Origin of the sequence: Streptococcus sp. Marseille-Q5112, from assembly GCF_916700555.1 — a bacterium.
Lineage (GTDB): Bacteria > Bacillota > Bacilli > Lactobacillales > Streptococcaceae > Streptococcus > Streptococcus symci.
On sequence record NZ_CAKAKP010000006.1, the window covers coordinates 1 to 16,352 of the forward strand.

The following is a 16,352-nucleotide window of genomic DNA, read 5'->3' on the forward strand; positions in this document are numbered from 1 at the left end:
AGCCATTGACCGTGAGGTTGAGGGTAGCCACGTTGAAATCGGTATGGAATTGGCCCGTAAGTACAAGGAACATCCAGTTGTGGTTAATACGATTGCTAGCCACCACGGAGATGTTGAAGCTGAGAGCTACTAGCCTTGATCGTAAGGACGACAATTTGACGAGTAAAGAACAAACACTTGAACAAAAAGAACAAAGTATTTCTGATAGAGCGAAAAACCTTGATGCGCGTGAAGAGCAATTAGAGGAAGTCGAAAGACAAAAAGAAGCAGAACTAGAGCGTATTGGTGCTCTGTCTCAGGCAGAAGCACGAGATATTATCTTGGCACAGACAGAGGAAAACTTGACCAAGGAGATTGCTAGCCGTATTCGCGAAGCTGAGCAAGAGGTCAAGGAACGTTCTGATAAAATGGCCAAGGACATCCTGGTTCAAGCTATGCAACGTATCGCTGGTGAATATGTAGCGGAGTCAACAAACTCAACAGTTCATCTGCCAGATGATACTATGAAGGGACGCATTATTGGTCGTGAAGGTCGTAATATTCGTACCTTTGAAAGTTTGACAGGGGTTGATGTGATTATCGACGATACACCAGAAGTGGTGACCTTGTCAGGTTTTGACCCGATTCGTCGTGAGATTGCCCGTATGACTATGGAAATGTTGCTCAAAGATGGTCGTATTCACCCAGCTCGTATCGAAGAGTTGGTTGAGAAAAACCGTCAAGAGATTGACAATAAGATTCGTGAATACGGTGAGGCTGCTGCCTATGAAATTGGTGCGCCAAACCTTCATCCAGACTTGATGAAGATTATGGGACGTTTGCAGTTCCGTACTTCTTATGGACAAAATGTCTTGCGTCATTCGATTGAGGTTGCTAAGTTGGCTGGTATCATGGCGAGCGAACTTGGTGAAAATGCGGCTCTTGCCCGTCGTGCTGGATTCCTTCACGATATCGGAAAAGCCATTGACCGTGAGGTTGAGGGTAGCCACGTTGAAATCGGTATGGAATTGGCCCGTAAGTACAAGGAACATCCAGTTGTGGTTAATACGATTGCTAGCCACCACGGAGATGTTGAAGCTGAGAGCGTCATTGCAGTTATCGTTGCTGCAGCAGACGCCTTGAGCGCAGCTCGTCCAGGTGCTCGTAGTGAGTCTCTTGAAAGCTACATCAAGCGTCTCCATGATTTGGAAGAAATTGCTAACGGCTTTGAAGGGGTACAAAATAGCTTTGCCCTTCAAGCAGGACGTGAAATCCGCATCATGGTAAATCCAGGACAAATCAAGGACGACAAAGTCACAATCTTAGCTCATAAAGTTCGTGAGAAAATTGAAAACAATCTCGATTACCCAGGAAATATCAAGGTAACCGTGATTCGCGAGCTTCGTGCAGTAGATTATGCTAAATAAATAAGAAAGAGCAGTTGAAAAATTACTGCTTTTTTGTTACACTAGATAGAAAGACTGTAAAGGATAATCTGGCTTTTTGCCATTATTCTAGAGAAATGTTATTTCACAGACTGACTAAAAGGAGACACAATGGCAGACCGAGGCTTACTAATCGTTTTTTCTGGTCCTTCAGGGGTTGGAAAAGGAACGGTTAGAAGAGAGATTTTTGAGAGTTCTGAAAACCAATTTCAATACTCTGTATCTATGACGACACGCGCACAACGTCCTGGAGAAGTGGATGGTGTTGACTATTTCTTCCGTACTCGTGAAGAGTTTGAAGAGCTGATTCGTCAAGGACAGATGTTGGAATACGCAGAATATGTCGGCAACTACTATGGAACTCCTCTGACCTATGTCAATGAAACCTTGGACAAGGGAATCGATGTTTTCCTTGAAATTGAGGTTCAAGGTGCTCTTCAGGTCAAGAAAAAGGTTCCAGATGCTGTCTTTATCTTCCTGACACCACCAGACTTAGATGAATTACAAGATCGTTTGGTAGGTCGAGGAACAGATAGTGCAGAAGTGATTGCCCAACGAATCGAAAAGGCCAAGGAAGAAATTGCTCTCATGCGTGAGTATGATTATGCGATTGTCAACGATCAGGTGCCTCTAGCTGCTGAGCGTGTCAAACGTGTGATCGAAGCAGAGCACTTCCGTGTGGATCGTGTCATTGGTCACTATCAGGAGATGTTACCAAAAACTCCAACTACCCGATAAAATTTAGAAAATAGGTACAAGCAAATGATGTTAAAACCCTCTATTGATACCTTGCTCGACAAGGTTCCTTCAAAATATTCACTCGTAATCTTGGAAGCAAAACGTGCCCACGAATTAGAAGCAGGTGCGCCAGCAACTCAAGGTTTCAAGTCTGAAAAATCAACTCTTCGCGCTTTAGAAGAAATCGAATCAGGAAACGTTACGATTCATCCAGATCCAGAAGGAAAACGTGAAGCAGTGCGTCGCCGTATCGAAGAAGAAAAACGTCGCAAAGAAGAAGAAGAAAAGAAAATCAAAGAGCAAATTGCTAAAGAAAAAGAAGATGGTGAAAAAATTTAAGGTTGGGGGGACTCAATCTTATTTTTTCTATTGCAAGAATCTACTGACAAGGAGGAGGTGAGAAGATGGCTATAGCCAAGATTATTGTGGATGTGCCTTTGATGCAGACGGACCAGCCCTATAGTTACAGGATTCCTGAGGAATTTGAGGAAATGCTAGAAGTTGGGATGCGGGTTCATGTGCCTTTTGGTAAGGGCAATCGCCTGATTCAAGGGATTGTTCTTGGTTTGGATTCTCAATCATCTAAAGAAGAGATGGAGCAAGATTTAAAAGATATTGCGGAGGTGCTGGATTTTTCTCCTGTTCTCACGCAAGAACAACTCTGGCTGGCTGAGGAGTTACGCAAGTCCGTCTTCTCCTATAAAATCTCCATTCTCAAGTCCATGCTTCCAGGATTTCTGAACTCCAGCTATGATAAGATTCTCTATCCTATGGCAGGTCTGAGTCAGGAAGACCGAGAGCGCTTGTTTGGTTCTGAAGATTCACTAGCCTTTTCTTCTTTGGATTTAGGTAAGCAAGCTGAAATGATGCGTTTGACTAGAAAAGGCCTGCTTGGTTTGGAATATCAGGCAATTGATCAAAAGAAGGTCAAGACCCAGTCTTGGTATGAGGTGAATCTTGCTCGATTAGAAGGTGTCGAGATTTCTGCACGCGCCAAGAAAAAGTTAGAACTGAGAGACTATTTGCTTTCTCATCCTGAGAGTGCTTCCTTGGCTAGTTTGCTAGAGTACTATTCACGGGAGCAAGTCAACTTCTTTGTAGAACAAGGTGCTGTTACCATAGTCCAAAAGGAAGTCCAACGCTCGGCTGCTTATTTTGAAGGAATTGAAGCAAGTAGACCTTTGGAGTTAAATCCAGAACAAAGACAGGCGCGTGATGCGGTTGTGAGTGCTATTGGCAGTCATCAGCCTCCCTTCCTCCTTCAAGGGATTACAGGAAGTGGGAAGACCGAGGTTTATTTGCAAATTATCCAAGGGGCCTTGGACAAGGGTAAAACTGCTATTTTGCTTGTGCCTGAGATTTCCCTGACGCCGCAAATGACGGAGCGTTTTATAGCACGTTTTGGTGAGAAAGTGGCCATTCTTCACTCAGGCCTGTCCAATGGTGAAAAGTATGATGAATGGCGCAAGGTGGAACGTGGAGATGCCCAAGTTGTTGTGGGTGCCAGATCTGCCATCTTTGCTCCGCTGAAGAATCTAGGTGTTATGATAATCGATGAGGAGCATGAAGCGACTTATAAGCAGGACAGTAATCCCCGTTATCATGCCAGAGAGGTGGCCATTTTACGGGCCCAGTATAATCAAGCGGCTCTGGTACTTGGGTCTGCAACGCCGAGCTTAGAGAGCCGTGCGCGAGCTGGAAAAGGCGTCTATCAACACTTACGTCTGACCCAACGTGCCAATCCTTTAGCTAGGATCCCTGAGGTTCAAGTGATTGACTTTCGAGACTATATCGGGCAGAATGAGACATCAAACTTTACACCTCCCTTGCTAGAAGCCATTCAAGACCGTCTAGCTAAAAAAGAGCAGGTGGTTCTCATGCTCAATCGCCGTGGTTATTCTAGCTTTGTCATGTGTCGGGAGTGTGGGACGGTGGATACGTGTCCCAACTGTGATATTTCTTTGACCCTGCACATGGATACCAAGACCATGAACTGCCATTATTGTGGTTTTTCAAAGGACATTCCTCATGTTTGCCCCAACTGTAAGAGCCGCAGTATTCGTTACTACGGGACGGGAACACAGAAGGCTTATGACGAGCTAGCAGAACTCTTTCCGCAGGCCCGCATTCTACGGATGGATGTGGATACGACTCGTAAGAAAGGTAGTCATCAAGCTCTGCTTGACCAGTTTGGTCGAGGGGAAGCAGATATTTTACTAGGTACTCAGATGATTGCCAAGGGATTGGATTTTCCCAATGTGACCCTAGTCGGAGTGCTCAATGCGGATACGGCATTGAATCTACCAGATTTCCGTTCTTCTGAGAGAACTTTCCAGCTCTTGACTCAGGTGGCAGGTCGAGCAGGTCGGGCTGAAAAAGCTGGCCAGGTATTGATCCAGTCTTACAATCCTCAGCACTATGCTATTCGATTTGCCAAGGAACAGGATTACGAAGGATTTTATGCCTATGAAATGGGAATCAGACGCCAACTAGGTTATCCACCTTACTATTTCACCATTGGCATTACCCTTTCTCACAAGAAAGAAGAAGAGGTGGTCAAACGTGCCTATGAAGTTATGAACATTTTGCGCTCAGGTTTGTCTGAAACCAGTAACATCCTTGGGCCGACGCCAAAACCCATTGCTCGTACCCACAACCTCTATCATTACCAGATTTTAATTAAATACCGTTTAGAAGATGAGCTGGGGCCGACCCTCAACCAGGTCTTGGCCTTGACTCAAGAACGGGAAAATAGTGAGCTCCGTCTCAGCATTGACCATGAGCCACAGCAATTTTTATAAGAAGGAGAAGATATGACAAAATTAATCTTTATGGGGACCCCCGACTTTTCAGCAACAGTCTTAAAAGGGCTTTTGACAGATGACCGTTACGAAATTCTAGCCGTTGTGACCCAGCCAGACCGTGCTGTCGGACGTAAAAAAGTGATCCAGGAGACCCCAGTTAAACAAGCTGCCAAAGAGGCAGGACTTCCTATCTACCAACCTGAAAAATTATCTGGAAGTCCAGAGATGGAAGATCTTATGAAGCTAGGAGCAGATGGAATTGTGACTGCTGCATTTGGGCAGTTTCTCCCAAGTAAACTCCTTGATAGCATGGACTTTGCTGTCAATGTTCACGCCTCTCTTCTTCCTAAACACCGTGGTGGAGCGCCAATCCATTATGCCTTGATTCAAGGGGATGAGGAAGCTGGTGTGACCATTATGGAAATGGTCAAGGAAATGGATGCAGGAGATATGATTTCTCGTCGTAGTATTCCAATCACGGATGAGGACAATGTTGGCACCTTGTTTGAAAAATTGGCTCTAGTTGGTCGTGATTTGCTTTTGGATACTTTGCCTGCCTATATTGCTGGTGATATCAAACCTGAACCGCAGGATCCAAGTCAGGTTACTTTCTCGCCAAATATCAAGCCAGAAGAAGAAAAACTAGATTGGACTAAGACCAATCGTCAACTTTTCAACCAAATCCGTGGGATGAACCCGTGGCCTGTTGCCCATACTTTCCTTAAGGGTGACCGCTTTAAGATTTATGAAGCCCTACCAGTAGAAGGTCAGGGAAATCCAGGTGAGATTCTCTCTATCGGCAAGAAAGAATTGGTTGTCGCAACAGCAGAAGGAGCTCTATCCCTTAAACAAGTGCAGCCAGCTGGTAAACCTAAGATGGACATTGCTTCCTTCCTCAATGGAGTTGGACGGACATTGACTGTAGGAGAACGATTTGGTGACTAAAGTAGAAACGGCAAGAAGTTTAGCCCTAGCGGCATTAGAGGATGTCTTTATCAATCAAGCATACTCAAATATCGCCTTAAATAAGCATCTCAAGGGAAGCCAACTCTCTGTAGCAGACAAGGGCTTGGTGACAGAGATTGTCTACGGAACGGTAGCCCGCAAACTCACCTTAGAATGGTATCTATCCCACTTTATCGAAGACAGAGACCAGTTAGACAGCTGGCTTTATGTTCTGCTTCTTATGAGTACCTACCAGCTCCTCTATTTGGACAAGATTCCAGACCATGCTGTGGTCAATGAAGCAGTAGAATTGGCCAAAGTCCGTAAAAAAGGCAGTGAAAAATTGGTCAACGCTGTCCTTCGCCGTATCTTGCGTGAAGGATGGCCAGATATCACCAGCATCAAACGAAAAAACAAGCGTGACTCCATTGCATATTCCCTTCCGGTTTGGCTAGTTGCCAAGCTCAAGGAAGAATACGGCGAAGAGCGAGCGCAAGCTATTTTTGAAAGTCTTTTGGTGCGCAACAAGGCCAGTATTCGTGTGACAGACCTAGGACGAAAAGAGGAAATCCAAGCCTTGTTGGAGGCCAGTGATTCATCCTTGTCTGTTTCTGGTTTGGTTAAGGAGCAGGGGCACTTTGCAGGCCATGATTTGTTTGCGGAGGGAGCTATTACCATTCAAGACGAGTCCAGTCAGCTTGTTGCTCCGACGCTTGATTTACAAGGTGATGAGCAGGTTCTAGATGCCTGTGCGGCTCCGGGTGGAAAAACAGCCCATATAGCTTCTTATCTCACAACAGGTCAGGTTACGGCTTTGGACCTTTACGATCACAAGTTGGACTTAATTCAAGAAAATGCCCAACGTTTGGGGGTTGTAGATCGGGTTCAAAGGCAAAAATTGGATGCCAGAAAGGTACATGAGTTTTTTGGTCAGGATTCATTTGATAAGATTTTGGTAGATGCTCCCTGTTCAGGAATTGGTCTTCTGCGACGCAAACCAGACATCAAATACAATAAGGAAACATCAGATTTCGCGTCCTTGCAGGAAATTCAGCTAGAAATATTAGGTAGTGTTTGTCAAACACTACGCAAAGGTGGTATAATAACTTATAGTACCTGTACTATTGTCTCAGAGGAGAACTTTCAAGTCGTACAGGCATTTTTAGAAAGTCATCCTGAATTTGAGCAGGTAACACTAGAACATGAATGTAAGGATATCATGAAAGATGGCTGTATCCTCATCACACCTGAATTGTATGGAAGTGATGGATTCTTCATCAGTCAATTTCGCAAGATATCGGATTAGGAAGGAACTAACACATGGAAATTTCATTATTAACAGATGTTGGTCAGAAACGAACAAATAACCAAGACTATGTCAACCACTATGTCAATAGAGCTGGACGTACTATGATTATCCTAGCTGATGGTATGGGAGGTCATCGCGCAGGGAATATCGCTAGTGAAATGGCGGTAACAGACCTAGGTGTAGCTTGGGTTGATACACAAATCGATACGGTTAATGAAGTGCGTGAATGGTATGCTAACAACCTTGAGATTGAAAATCAAAGGATTAACCAATTGGGACAAAATGAAGCCTATAAAGGAATGGGAACAACCCTTGAGGCTGTAGCCATTATTGATAATCAGGCTATCTACGCCCACATTGGGGATTCTCGTATCGGTTTGATTCGTGGAGAAGAATACCACCAGTTAACGAGCGACCATTCTTTAGTCAATGAATTGCTTAAGGCAGGTCAATTGACGCCAGAAGAAGCTGCTAGCCATCCACAGAAAAATATTATTACCCAGTCAATCGGTCAAAAAGACGAAATTCAGCCTGATTTTGGAATAATCACCCTTGAGCCTGGGGACTATCTCTTACTCAATAGTGATGGCTTGACAAATATGATTTCAGGAAGTGAGATTTCTGATATTGTAACCAGCGATATTTCTTTGGAAGATAAGGCAGCAACCTTGATTCGTTTTGCCAACAATGCAGGTGGTTTAGACAATATCACAGTTGCCCTTATTGCTGTTAATGAGGAGGCAACAGAATGATCCAAATCGGCAAGATTTTTGCCGGGCGGTATCGGATTATCAAACAAATTGGTCGAGGAGGCATGGCAGATGTTTACTTGGCTAAAGATTTGATTCTAGACGGGGAAGAAGTGGCGGTAAAGGTCCTGAGGACCAACTACCAGACAGACCCGATTGCTGTGGCTCGTTTTCAGCGGGAAGCGAGAGCCATGGCAGATTTGGACCATCCTCATATCGTTCGGATTACAGATATCGGTGAAGAAGAGGGACAACAGTATCTCGCAATGGAATATGTTGCTGGATTAGACCTCAAACGCTATATCAAGGAACATCACCCTCTTTCAAATGAAGAAGCGGTTCGAATCATGGGACAAATCCTCTTGGCTATGCGCTTAGCCCATACTCGAGGAATTGTTCACAGGGATTTGAAACCGCAAAATATCCTTTTGACCCCAGATGGGACTGCCAAAGTTACAGACTTTGGGATTGCAGTAGCCTTTGCAGAGACGAGTTTGACTCAGACTAACTCAATGCTAGGTTCTGTGCATTATTTATCACCAGAGCAGGCGCGTGGTTCTAAAGCAACTGTGCAGAGTGATATCTATGCCATGGGAATTATTTTCTATGAGATGCTGACAGGTCATATTCCTTACGATGGGGATAGCGCAGTGACCATCGCCCTCCAGCATTTCCAGAAACCACTGCCATCGGTTATAGCCGAAAATCCATCTGTGCCTCAGGCTCTAGAAAATGTTGTTATCAAGGCAACTGCTAAGAAATTGACAGATCGCTACAAATCAGTCGCTGAAATGTATGTGGATTTGTCGAGTAGTTTGTCTAATAATCGTCGTAATGAACCAAAGCTAGTCTTTGACGATGCAACTAAGGCAGATACTAAAACTCTTCCTAAAGTTCCACAAAGTACCTTGACTTCTATTCCTAAAGCTCCGGTACAAGAGGGAAGACCTCAGCCTAAGCCCCAGCCTCATCAGACAGAAAAACCAGTACCTAGTCCAAAGCCAACCAAACGGCGTCGCATGAAAGCACGTTATCCAATTTTATTTGCGACCTTCTTGTTGGTTGTGGCATCCTTGGTATGGATTTTATATAGAACGCCTGCTACCATTGCCGTTCCAAAGGTGGCTGGGCAAACTGTTGCTGAAGCTAAAGAGGCTCTTAAAAAAGCTAATTTCGAAGCAGGTGAAGAAAAATCAGAAGCTAGTGATACAGTAGCAGAAGGACGTGTCATTCGAACAGATCCTGAAGCGGGTAGTAGTCGAAAAGAGGGGACAAAGGTCAATTTGATTGTTTCTTCTGGTAAGCAATCTTTCCAATTGAGTAATTATGTCGGTCGGAAATATACTGATGTTGTAGCTGAACTTAAGGATAAGAAGGTTCCTGAAAATCTCATTAAGATGGAAGAGGAAGAATCCAGCGAAAGTGAACCAGGAACGGTTCTAAGACAAACACCAGCAGCAGGAACTACGTATGACTTATCAAAGGCTAGTACGATTGTTTTAACAGTTGCTAAAAAGGTAACTAGTGTAACCATGCCGGGTTATATCGGTTCAAGTCTTGAATTCACTAAAAATAACTTGATTCAAATTGTTGGGGTGAAAGAGGCTAATATTGAAGTTGTTGAAGTGTCAACTGCTCCTGAAGGAACAGCAGAAGGAAAGGTTGTGGATCAGACTCCAAAAGCGGGTGAAAAAATTGATCTAGCCAGCACACGTATTAAAATTTCGATTTATAAACCCAAAACACCACCATCAAGTTCCTCTTCAACGCCAGTTCAACGTGGTAACCAAGGTTCCACCACTACTCCAAATCAAGGTAATCAACAAGGAACGGTTCCTACACCAAGTCAACCAAGTAGTGAAGGAAACCATGAAACTCCTTGATAATAAGCCGATCTTTGTCATGATATTATGACAAAGATTTTTTTAAATTGAATTTTTGTGATAGAATAGAGAAAGTAACTAAAAGGAGAAAAAAATGGACGAATCGAGAGAGTTAAATGCCGTCATCGATGTCATTATGTTAGCAGGAACCATTCTCCTTAAAAGTGGTTCAGAGATTCATCGTGTAGAAGATACCATGATTCGTATTGCGCATTCGCAGGGAATTTTGGATTGCAATGTTCTAGCTATGCCTGCCGCTATCTTTTTCTCAATTGAAAATACCAATATTTCGCGTATGAAGCGCGTGACTTCCTCTTCTTATAACATTGAAAAAGTCTGCGATGTCAACCAGATTTCTCGTCAACTGGTTGGGGGGCGAATTGATTTAGAGACAGCCTTCAAGCAATTGACGGTCTTGCAAGCCCAACCCCTTCCCTATACCAAGTTGCAGGTGACTCTGGCTGCGACCTTTAGTGCCCCTTTCTTTTCGGTTATGTTTAGTGGAAACATCTACGATGCACTTGGGGCAGGAGTAGCTACCTTATTTGGTTTTGCCTTTTCCCTCTATGTGGAAAAATTTATCCGAATTCCTTTTGTAACAGCCTTTGCTGGAGCCTTTGTCTTTGGGCTGATAGCCCAGTTTTGGGTTCGTTACACAGGCTTTCCTTCAACGGCAGACTTGATTATAGCAGGAGCAGTCATGCCTTTTGTACCAGGAATTGCTCTGACAAATGCCGTACGGGATATCATGACAAATCATATCAATTCTGGTATGAGCAAGATGTTTGAATCTTTGCTCATTACCCTCGCCTTAGGGGCTGGTACTTCTGTAGCCCTAGTATTAATGACCTAATATGACACTAACAACTATCTTACTACAAGCCATTGCGAGCCTACTCGCTATTATTACTTTTTTAATTGTTTTGAATGTACAGCGCTCTATGTTGTTACCTGCTGGTATTCTTGGGATGGGCGTCTGGATTCTGTATATTTTACTCAAGGACCCTACAAATGTCATTGTAGCTACTTTTATAGCTGCGGTAATAGGATCTTGTATTAGTCAAATTTTAAGTATTCTCTATAAGACACCGGTGGTTGTTTTTGTATTGGCAATTTTAGCTCCCTTAGTCCCAGGCTATTTATCTTATCGGACGACTGCTTTTTTTGTTACTGGAGATTATAATCATGCAATTGCAAGTGCAACCTTGGTTGTCATGTTGGCTTTAGTAATCTCTATTGGTATGGCAAGCGGGACGGTTATTTTAAAGCTTTATTATTATATTCAAAATCATAGGAAAGCTTCCTTTTGATGTTTTCTTAAACAGACTTGATTTGGTGAATCAAGTCTTTTTTCTCTCTTTTATTCCTATTTGTGATAAAATAGTATAGAACGATTTTTTACAATGAATGAAAAAACAGAGGTAAATATGACAATCGGTATTGATAAGATTGGTTTTGCAACCAGTCAATATGTCTTGAAATTACAAGATTTAGCAGTAGCGAGGGGAGTGGACCCCGAAAAATTTAGCAAGGGACTCTTGTTAAATGAAATTAGTATTGCGCCCATGACTGAGGACATCGTAACCTTGGCGGCGAGTGCAAGTAACTCGATTTTGACTGATAAAGAAAAAGAAGAAATTGACATGGTCATCGTTGCGACTGAGTCAGGAATTGACCAGAGTAAAGCTGCGGCGGTCTTTGTTCATGGGGTATTAGGTATTCAGCCTTTCGCTCGTAGCTTTGAAATCAAGGAAGCTTGCTATGGAGCAACAGCTGCCCTTCATTATGCTAAATTGCATGTGGAGAATTCTCCAGAGTCCAAGGTATTAGTTATTGCGAGTGATATTGCCAAGTATGGTGTGGAGACTCCTGGTGAGCCGACTCAGGGCGCTGGAAGTGTAGCCATGTTGATTACACAAAATCCGCGCATTATGGCCTTTAATAATGACAATGTGGCTCAGACTCGTGACATCATGGATTTCTGGCGTCCAAATTACTCAACAACTCCTTATGTAAATGGTGTCTATTCTACCCAGCAATACTTGGATAGTTTGAAAACGACTTGGCTTGAATATCAAAAACGCTACCAGCTTACTTTGGATGATTTTGCGGCTGTATGTTTCCACTTGCCTTACCCTAAATTGGCCTTAAAAGGTTTGAAAAAAATCATGGATAAGAGCCTGCCTCAAGAGAAAAAAGACCTCTTGCAACACCATTTTGACCAGTCTATTCTCTACAGTCAAAAGGTGGGGAATATCTATACAGGTTCCCTCTTCCTCGGACTCTTGTCTCTCTTGGAAAATACAGATAGCTTGAAGGCTAGGGATAAAATCGCCCTTTATAGTTACGGAAGTGGGGCTGTGGCTGAGTTCTTTAGTGGTGAATTGGTTGAAGGATATGAAGCATATCTGGATAAAGACCGTTTGAATAAGCTCAACCAACGAACTGCCCTATCCGTTGCAGACTATGAAAAGGTCTTCTTTGAGGAAGTAGACTTAGATGAAACAAACTCTGCCCAGTTTTCTGGCTATGAAAATCAAGATTTTGCCTTGGTTGAAATTGTTGACCACCAACGCCGTTATAGCAAGGTTGAAAAATAATGAAGATAAGTTGGAATGGATTTTCTAAAAAATCATACCAAGAGCGCCTCGAGCTGTTAAAAGCTCAGGCGCTCCTTAGTCCTGTGAGACAAGCGAGTCTGGAGCAGGATGAACAAATTAGCGTGACTGTCGCAGACCAGCTGAGTGAGAATGTAGTGGGAACTTTTTCTCTGCCTTATTCGCTGGTCCCAGAGGTCCTCGTCAACGGTCAGGAATACACAGTTCCCTATGTGACAGAAGAACCGTCCGTGGTTGCTGCGGCCAGCTATGCAAGTAAAATCATCAAGCGAGCAGGTGGCTTTACTGCTCAAGTCCATCAGCGTCAGATGATTGGACAGGTAGCCCTTTATCAAGTTGATGATCTAGATCTAGCGCAAGAGAAGATTGCCAGCAAGAAAGCCGAACTCTTGGAACTTGCCAATCAAGCCTATCCTTCTATCGTTAAACGCGGGGGCGGGGCGCGTGATTTGCATGTCGAGCAGATAAAAGGCGAAACAGACTTTCTCGTTGTTTATCTCCATGTCGATACCCAAGAAGCCATGGGTGCTAATATGCTCAACACTATGCTGGAAGCCTTGAAACCAGTCTTAGAAGAACTCAGTCAGGGGCAAAGTCTTATGGGAATCCTGTCCAACTACGCGACCGATTCTCTGGTGACAGCATGCTGTCGCATCGCCTTTCGCTACTTGAGCCGCCAAAAGGATCAAGGACGAGAGATTGCGGAGAAAATAGCTTTGGCTAGCCAGTTTGCACAGGCTGATCCGTATCGAGCTGCTACTCATAATAAAGGAATTTTTAATGGTATTGATGCCATTTTGATTGCTACTGGTAATGACTGGCGTGCTATTGAGGCTGGGGCCCATGTCTTTGCCAGTCGAGATGGACGCTATCAAGGTCTTAGTCAATGGACGCTGGACATGGAAAGAGAAGAATTGGTGGGTCAGATGACCTTACCCATGCCTGTAGCGACCAAGGGTGGCTCTATCGGCCTCAACCCTCGCGTAGCCCTCAGTCATGAACTACTGGGAAATCCTACTGCCAAAGAATTAGCCCAGCTTATCGTGTCTATCGGGCTTGCCCAAAACTTTGCAGCCCTCAAAGCCTTGGTGAGTACAGGTATCCAGCAAGGCCACATGAAATTGCAGGCCAAATCCTTGGCACTTCTCGCAGGTGCTAGTGAATCCGAGGTAGCTCCTCTAGTAGATCGCCTCATTGCAGATAAAACCTTTAACCTAGAGACAGCCCAGCGTTATTTAGAAAATTTAAGATCATAAAAAACTCAGACGAATTCGGTCTGAGTTTTCTTGTGTTTAAATACTTTTTCCTGGCAATAGAGTAACTGGTAAGAAGTAACCAGTTGTCGCAACTTCCTTGCCTTCTATCTTCTGCAAGAGGAGGTCCACAGTGAGGCAGGCAATTTCTTCCAAGGGTTGCTTAATAGTAGCCAGTTGAGGGTAGTAATTCTCGATAAAGTAGGTACCATCGTAACCGATGACCTTGAGCTCTTCTGGTACAGAAATTCCCAGTTCCTGAGCAATTTTAATGACTAGAATAGCGGTCAAATCATCCGAAGCAAAAATTGCATCTGGTTTTTGTCGAGTCAAGATATTCTTGATTTCCATTTCTTTTCTGACAGGAGAAAAGTCACTGGAAACATTGATAATAGGAGCTTTGGGGAGTACAGAAGCAAAACCAGCGTGGCGCAGTCCAGTTGGCGAATTGGAATTGTCATTCCCTGTAATCATGATGATAGACTGGGCGCTTGTCTTAACCAAGGTATGGGCAGCAAGAACCCCACCAGCATAGTTGTCAGAGGAAACGACAGGAATGTCTGGCGATAGGTTTCGGTCGAAGGAAATAATTGGTGCTGTCACGCGATTGTAGTCTTCGATTCCTAGATTGTGACTACCAGAAATGATACCGTCCACCTGATTGGCTTCCAACATTTCGATGTATTCACGTTCCTTCTCAGAATCGTGCTCACTGTTGCAAATGATGGTCTTGTAACCATTTTTGAAGAGTTGGTGTTCCAGCTTATCAATCAATTCTGCATAGAAAACGTTGGAAATATTGGGGAAAATCAAACCGATTAATTTGGCCGATTTTCCTTGCAAGCTACGAGCTAGGTTGTTGGGTTTATAGCCCAATTCTCGCATGGCTTCATTGACTTTTTGGATGGTTTTCTCAGAGAGATACCCTTTTTTATTGATAACCCGAGAAACGGTAGTAGGGCTGACGCCTGCAAGTTTGGCGACATCAGTTAGTTTTGCGACCATAATCTAATTCATAGTAAGTTCCAGTTGGGTTTCCAGATTTAATCAGGATACCATTTTGGTCCGCATGTGGGAAGACACGACCAGAAAATACTTTTTCTCCTTTATTGATGAAAATTTCAAAGACAGAGTTATCGATGAAGATTGTAGCAGTAGTAGCCTGATTGTCGATAGGGCAAGAACGAGTAGTTCCAAATTCTTGTGCGTACTGCTCACCAGCCTGACTACGATCCACTGTTACTTGACCATTTACAAGGTCAAAGTTGATGGAAAGTCCCTTGCCTTCTTTATCAGCAAGTAAGACAATCTCGCTCTGGCTATTGGCTTCCAAGTTGAGTTCAAGTTCGTAAGTGTTATTGGTTTGGACACGGTTTGAGAAGGCTTCTTCAGAAGCACGGAGGTCCTTGATAGCTGCGACTGGGTATTGGTAGAGTTTGCCATCTTTGATAGTCAGTTCTTTGACCAAAGAGAAGGTTCCTTGGTGGTCAAAACGGTCAGATGGGTAAGAAACATCTGGTAATCCAAGCCAGCTAACTGCTAGAGCACGTCCGTCAGGAGCGTTGAAGGCTTGGGTTGCATAGGCTTCGAAACCATAGTCCATGTTTTGAAGTTGAGACACATCTACTATTTTTGCATTTTCAGGGTCAAAGGAAGCCCCAATTTTATACATATTTGGATAGATATTATCGTAGTCTAGAACATCTTTATCCAATCCTTGTGGGCAGTAGAGAAGGACAGGTTGTCCCCCTACAAAGACCAGATTTGGACATTCCATCATGTAGGCAGTGCGGTCGTTAGCAAAGTCAAGGTCGCCAACTGCTTGCCAGTTTGTGTAGTCATTGTCAATAGCTTTGTAGAGACGGACGAAGCCTTTTTTCTCCAAGTCCTGTCCACCGACGATGGCATAATATTGCCCCTTGAAGTTAAAAATTTGCGGATCGCGGAAGTGGTCTGTAGAGTCTGCTGGCTGGTCAATCAAGATCTTGTCAATCTTCGTAATATTGCCATCCTTATCCATCAAAGCCCCAATCTGGTATGGGTGACGGATCCAGTTTTCGTCGCGAACATTTCCTGTATAGAATAGGAACAAGTTATCACCAAACTGCATGGCAGAACCAGAGTAGGCACCGTGGCTATCTAATGGAGTATCAGGCAAAACTTTGGCACCAGTTTCTGTGAAGTGAACCAAGTCCTCGCTTTCCAATTGAACCCAAGATTTCAAACCGTGGGCTGCACCAAAAGGAAAGTTTTGATAAAAAACAATCCACTTCCCATCAAAGTAAGAAAAGCCATTTGGGTCGTTTAGAAGTCCTGTTTTTGGCTCAACATGGTAATGAGTATGCCATGGAGATTGTGCCATATTTTCCTTTATATGTTGAATTTCTTCTTGCGTCCAATCTTGATAAAGTCTGTAACGATGCTCAGTTGTCCATTCCATTCATTCATTCCTCCAAAAATCTTATCACTTTTAATAGTAACCGTTTTCGGTTAAAAAAGCAAGTCTTTTATGTTAAAAAAGAGAAAAAACTGTCAAACGTTTATCACAAAACAAAACCAGAAAATCAATCAACTTTTCAAGAAAATATGAAAGATAATGAAATAAAAGCCTTTTTAACCAAGGGTTCAA

14 protein-coding genes and 1 pseudogene are annotated in these 16,352 nt (G+C 43.5%); 13 read left to right on the top strand and 2 right to left on the bottom strand.

Annotated elements, in window-relative coordinates; genetic code table 11:
* The first annotated feature begins 4 nt into the window (after positions 1-4).
* The 13 genes and pseudogenes from LG372_RS09795 (at position 5) to LG372_RS05485 (ending at position 13,726) form a co-directional block, all read left to right on the top strand.
* On the top strand, positions 5-133 hold the full coding sequence (locus LG372_RS09795) for an HDIG domain-containing metalloprotein (protein ID WP_225742357.1): 129 nt from the start codon (positions 5-7) through the stop codon (positions 131-133).
* Positions 123-1,406 (top strand): annotated as a pseudogene (gene rny / locus LG372_RS05430) (ribonuclease Y); the annotation flags it as partial. The gene LG372_RS09795 and the pseudogene rny, both read left to right, overlap by 11 nt.
* A gap of 129 nt (positions 1,407-1,535) precedes the next feature.
* On the top strand, positions 1,536-2,162 hold the full coding sequence (gmk, locus tag LG372_RS05435; RefSeq protein WP_153220258.1) for a guanylate kinase: 627 nt from the start codon (positions 1,536-1,538) through the stop codon (positions 2,160-2,162).
* Between the two features lie 24 nt (positions 2,163-2,186).
* Positions 2,187-2,501 (top strand): DNA-directed RNA polymerase subunit omega, encoded by a 315-nt coding sequence (gene rpoZ, locus LG372_RS05440; protein WP_000979235.1) that lies wholly within the window; start codon positions 2,187-2,189, stop codon positions 2,499-2,501.
* Between the two features lie 65 nt (positions 2,502-2,566).
* Positions 2,567-4,963 carry a primosomal protein N' gene (locus LG372_RS05445; RefSeq protein ID WP_225742296.1) on the top strand — a complete coding sequence of 799 codons (2,397 nt, stop codon included), beginning with the start codon at positions 2,567-2,569 and terminating at the stop codon, positions 4,961-4,963.
* A 12-nt stretch (positions 4,964-4,975) separates the two neighbouring features.
* The gene (gene fmt, locus LG372_RS05450) at positions 4,976-5,911 is read left to right on the top strand and encodes a methionyl-tRNA formyltransferase (RefSeq protein WP_225742297.1); all 936 of its coding nucleotides are present in this window, start codon (positions 4,976-4,978) and stop codon (positions 5,909-5,911) included.
* Entirely contained in the window at positions 5,904-7,217 is a 1,314-nt protein-coding gene (gene rsmB, locus LG372_RS05455; RefSeq protein ID WP_185776129.1) for a 16S rRNA (cytosine(967)-C(5))-methyltransferase RsmB, read from the top strand. Before fmt ends, rsmB begins: the two co-directional genes overlap by 8 nt.
* A 14-nt stretch (positions 7,218-7,231) precedes the next feature.
* Positions 7,232-7,972 (top strand): Stp1/IreP family PP2C-type Ser/Thr phosphatase, encoded by a 741-nt coding sequence (locus tag LG372_RS05460; RefSeq protein WP_115904933.1) that lies wholly within the window; start codon positions 7,232-7,234, stop codon positions 7,970-7,972.
* Positions 7,969-9,852: a Stk1 family PASTA domain-containing Ser/Thr kinase gene (gene pknB, locus LG372_RS05465; RefSeq protein WP_225742298.1), complete on the top strand. Its 1,884-nt coding sequence runs from the start codon at positions 7,969-7,971 to the stop codon at positions 9,850-9,852. The genes LG372_RS05460 and pknB overlap by 4 nt, the downstream gene beginning before the upstream one ends.
* Before the next feature lie 94 nt (positions 9,853-9,946).
* Positions 9,947-10,705, top strand: coding sequence for a threonine/serine exporter family protein (locus LG372_RS05470; RefSeq protein ID WP_124787875.1), 759 nt, complete (start codon positions 9,947-9,949; stop codon positions 10,703-10,705).
* Between the two features lies 1 nt (position 10,706).
* On the top strand, positions 10,707-11,162 hold the full coding sequence (locus LG372_RS05475; RefSeq protein WP_124787876.1) for a threonine/serine exporter family protein: 456 nt from the start codon (positions 10,707-10,709) through the stop codon (positions 11,160-11,162).
* A gap of 117 nt (positions 11,163-11,279) precedes the next feature.
* Positions 11,280-12,452, top strand: coding sequence for a hydroxymethylglutaryl-CoA synthase (locus LG372_RS05480; protein ID WP_225742299.1), 1,173 nt, complete (start codon positions 11,280-11,282; stop codon positions 12,450-12,452).
* Positions 12,452-13,726 carry a hydroxymethylglutaryl-CoA reductase, degradative gene (locus LG372_RS05485; RefSeq protein WP_225742300.1) on the top strand — a complete coding sequence of 425 codons (1,275 nt, stop codon included), beginning with the start codon at positions 12,452-12,454 and terminating at the stop codon, positions 13,724-13,726. Before LG372_RS05480 ends, LG372_RS05485 begins: the two co-directional genes overlap by 1 nt.
* A gap of 36 nt (positions 13,727-13,762) precedes the next feature.
* Here the strand turns inward: LG372_RS05485 and LG372_RS05490 are convergent, their stop codons facing one another.
* Both LG372_RS05490 and LG372_RS05495 read right to left on the bottom strand, forming a co-directional pair.
* Positions 13,763-14,728 (bottom strand): LacI family DNA-binding transcriptional regulator, encoded by a 966-nt coding sequence (locus LG372_RS05490; protein ID WP_225742301.1) that lies wholly within the window; start codon positions 14,726-14,728, stop codon positions 13,763-13,765.
* Positions 14,709-16,163: a sucrose-6-phosphate hydrolase gene (locus LG372_RS05495; protein WP_125447868.1), complete on the bottom strand. Its 1,455-nt coding sequence runs from the start codon at positions 16,161-16,163 to the stop codon at positions 14,709-14,711. The genes LG372_RS05490 and LG372_RS05495 overlap by 20 nt, the downstream gene beginning before the upstream one ends.
* Positions 16,164-16,352 lie beyond the last annotated feature (189 nt).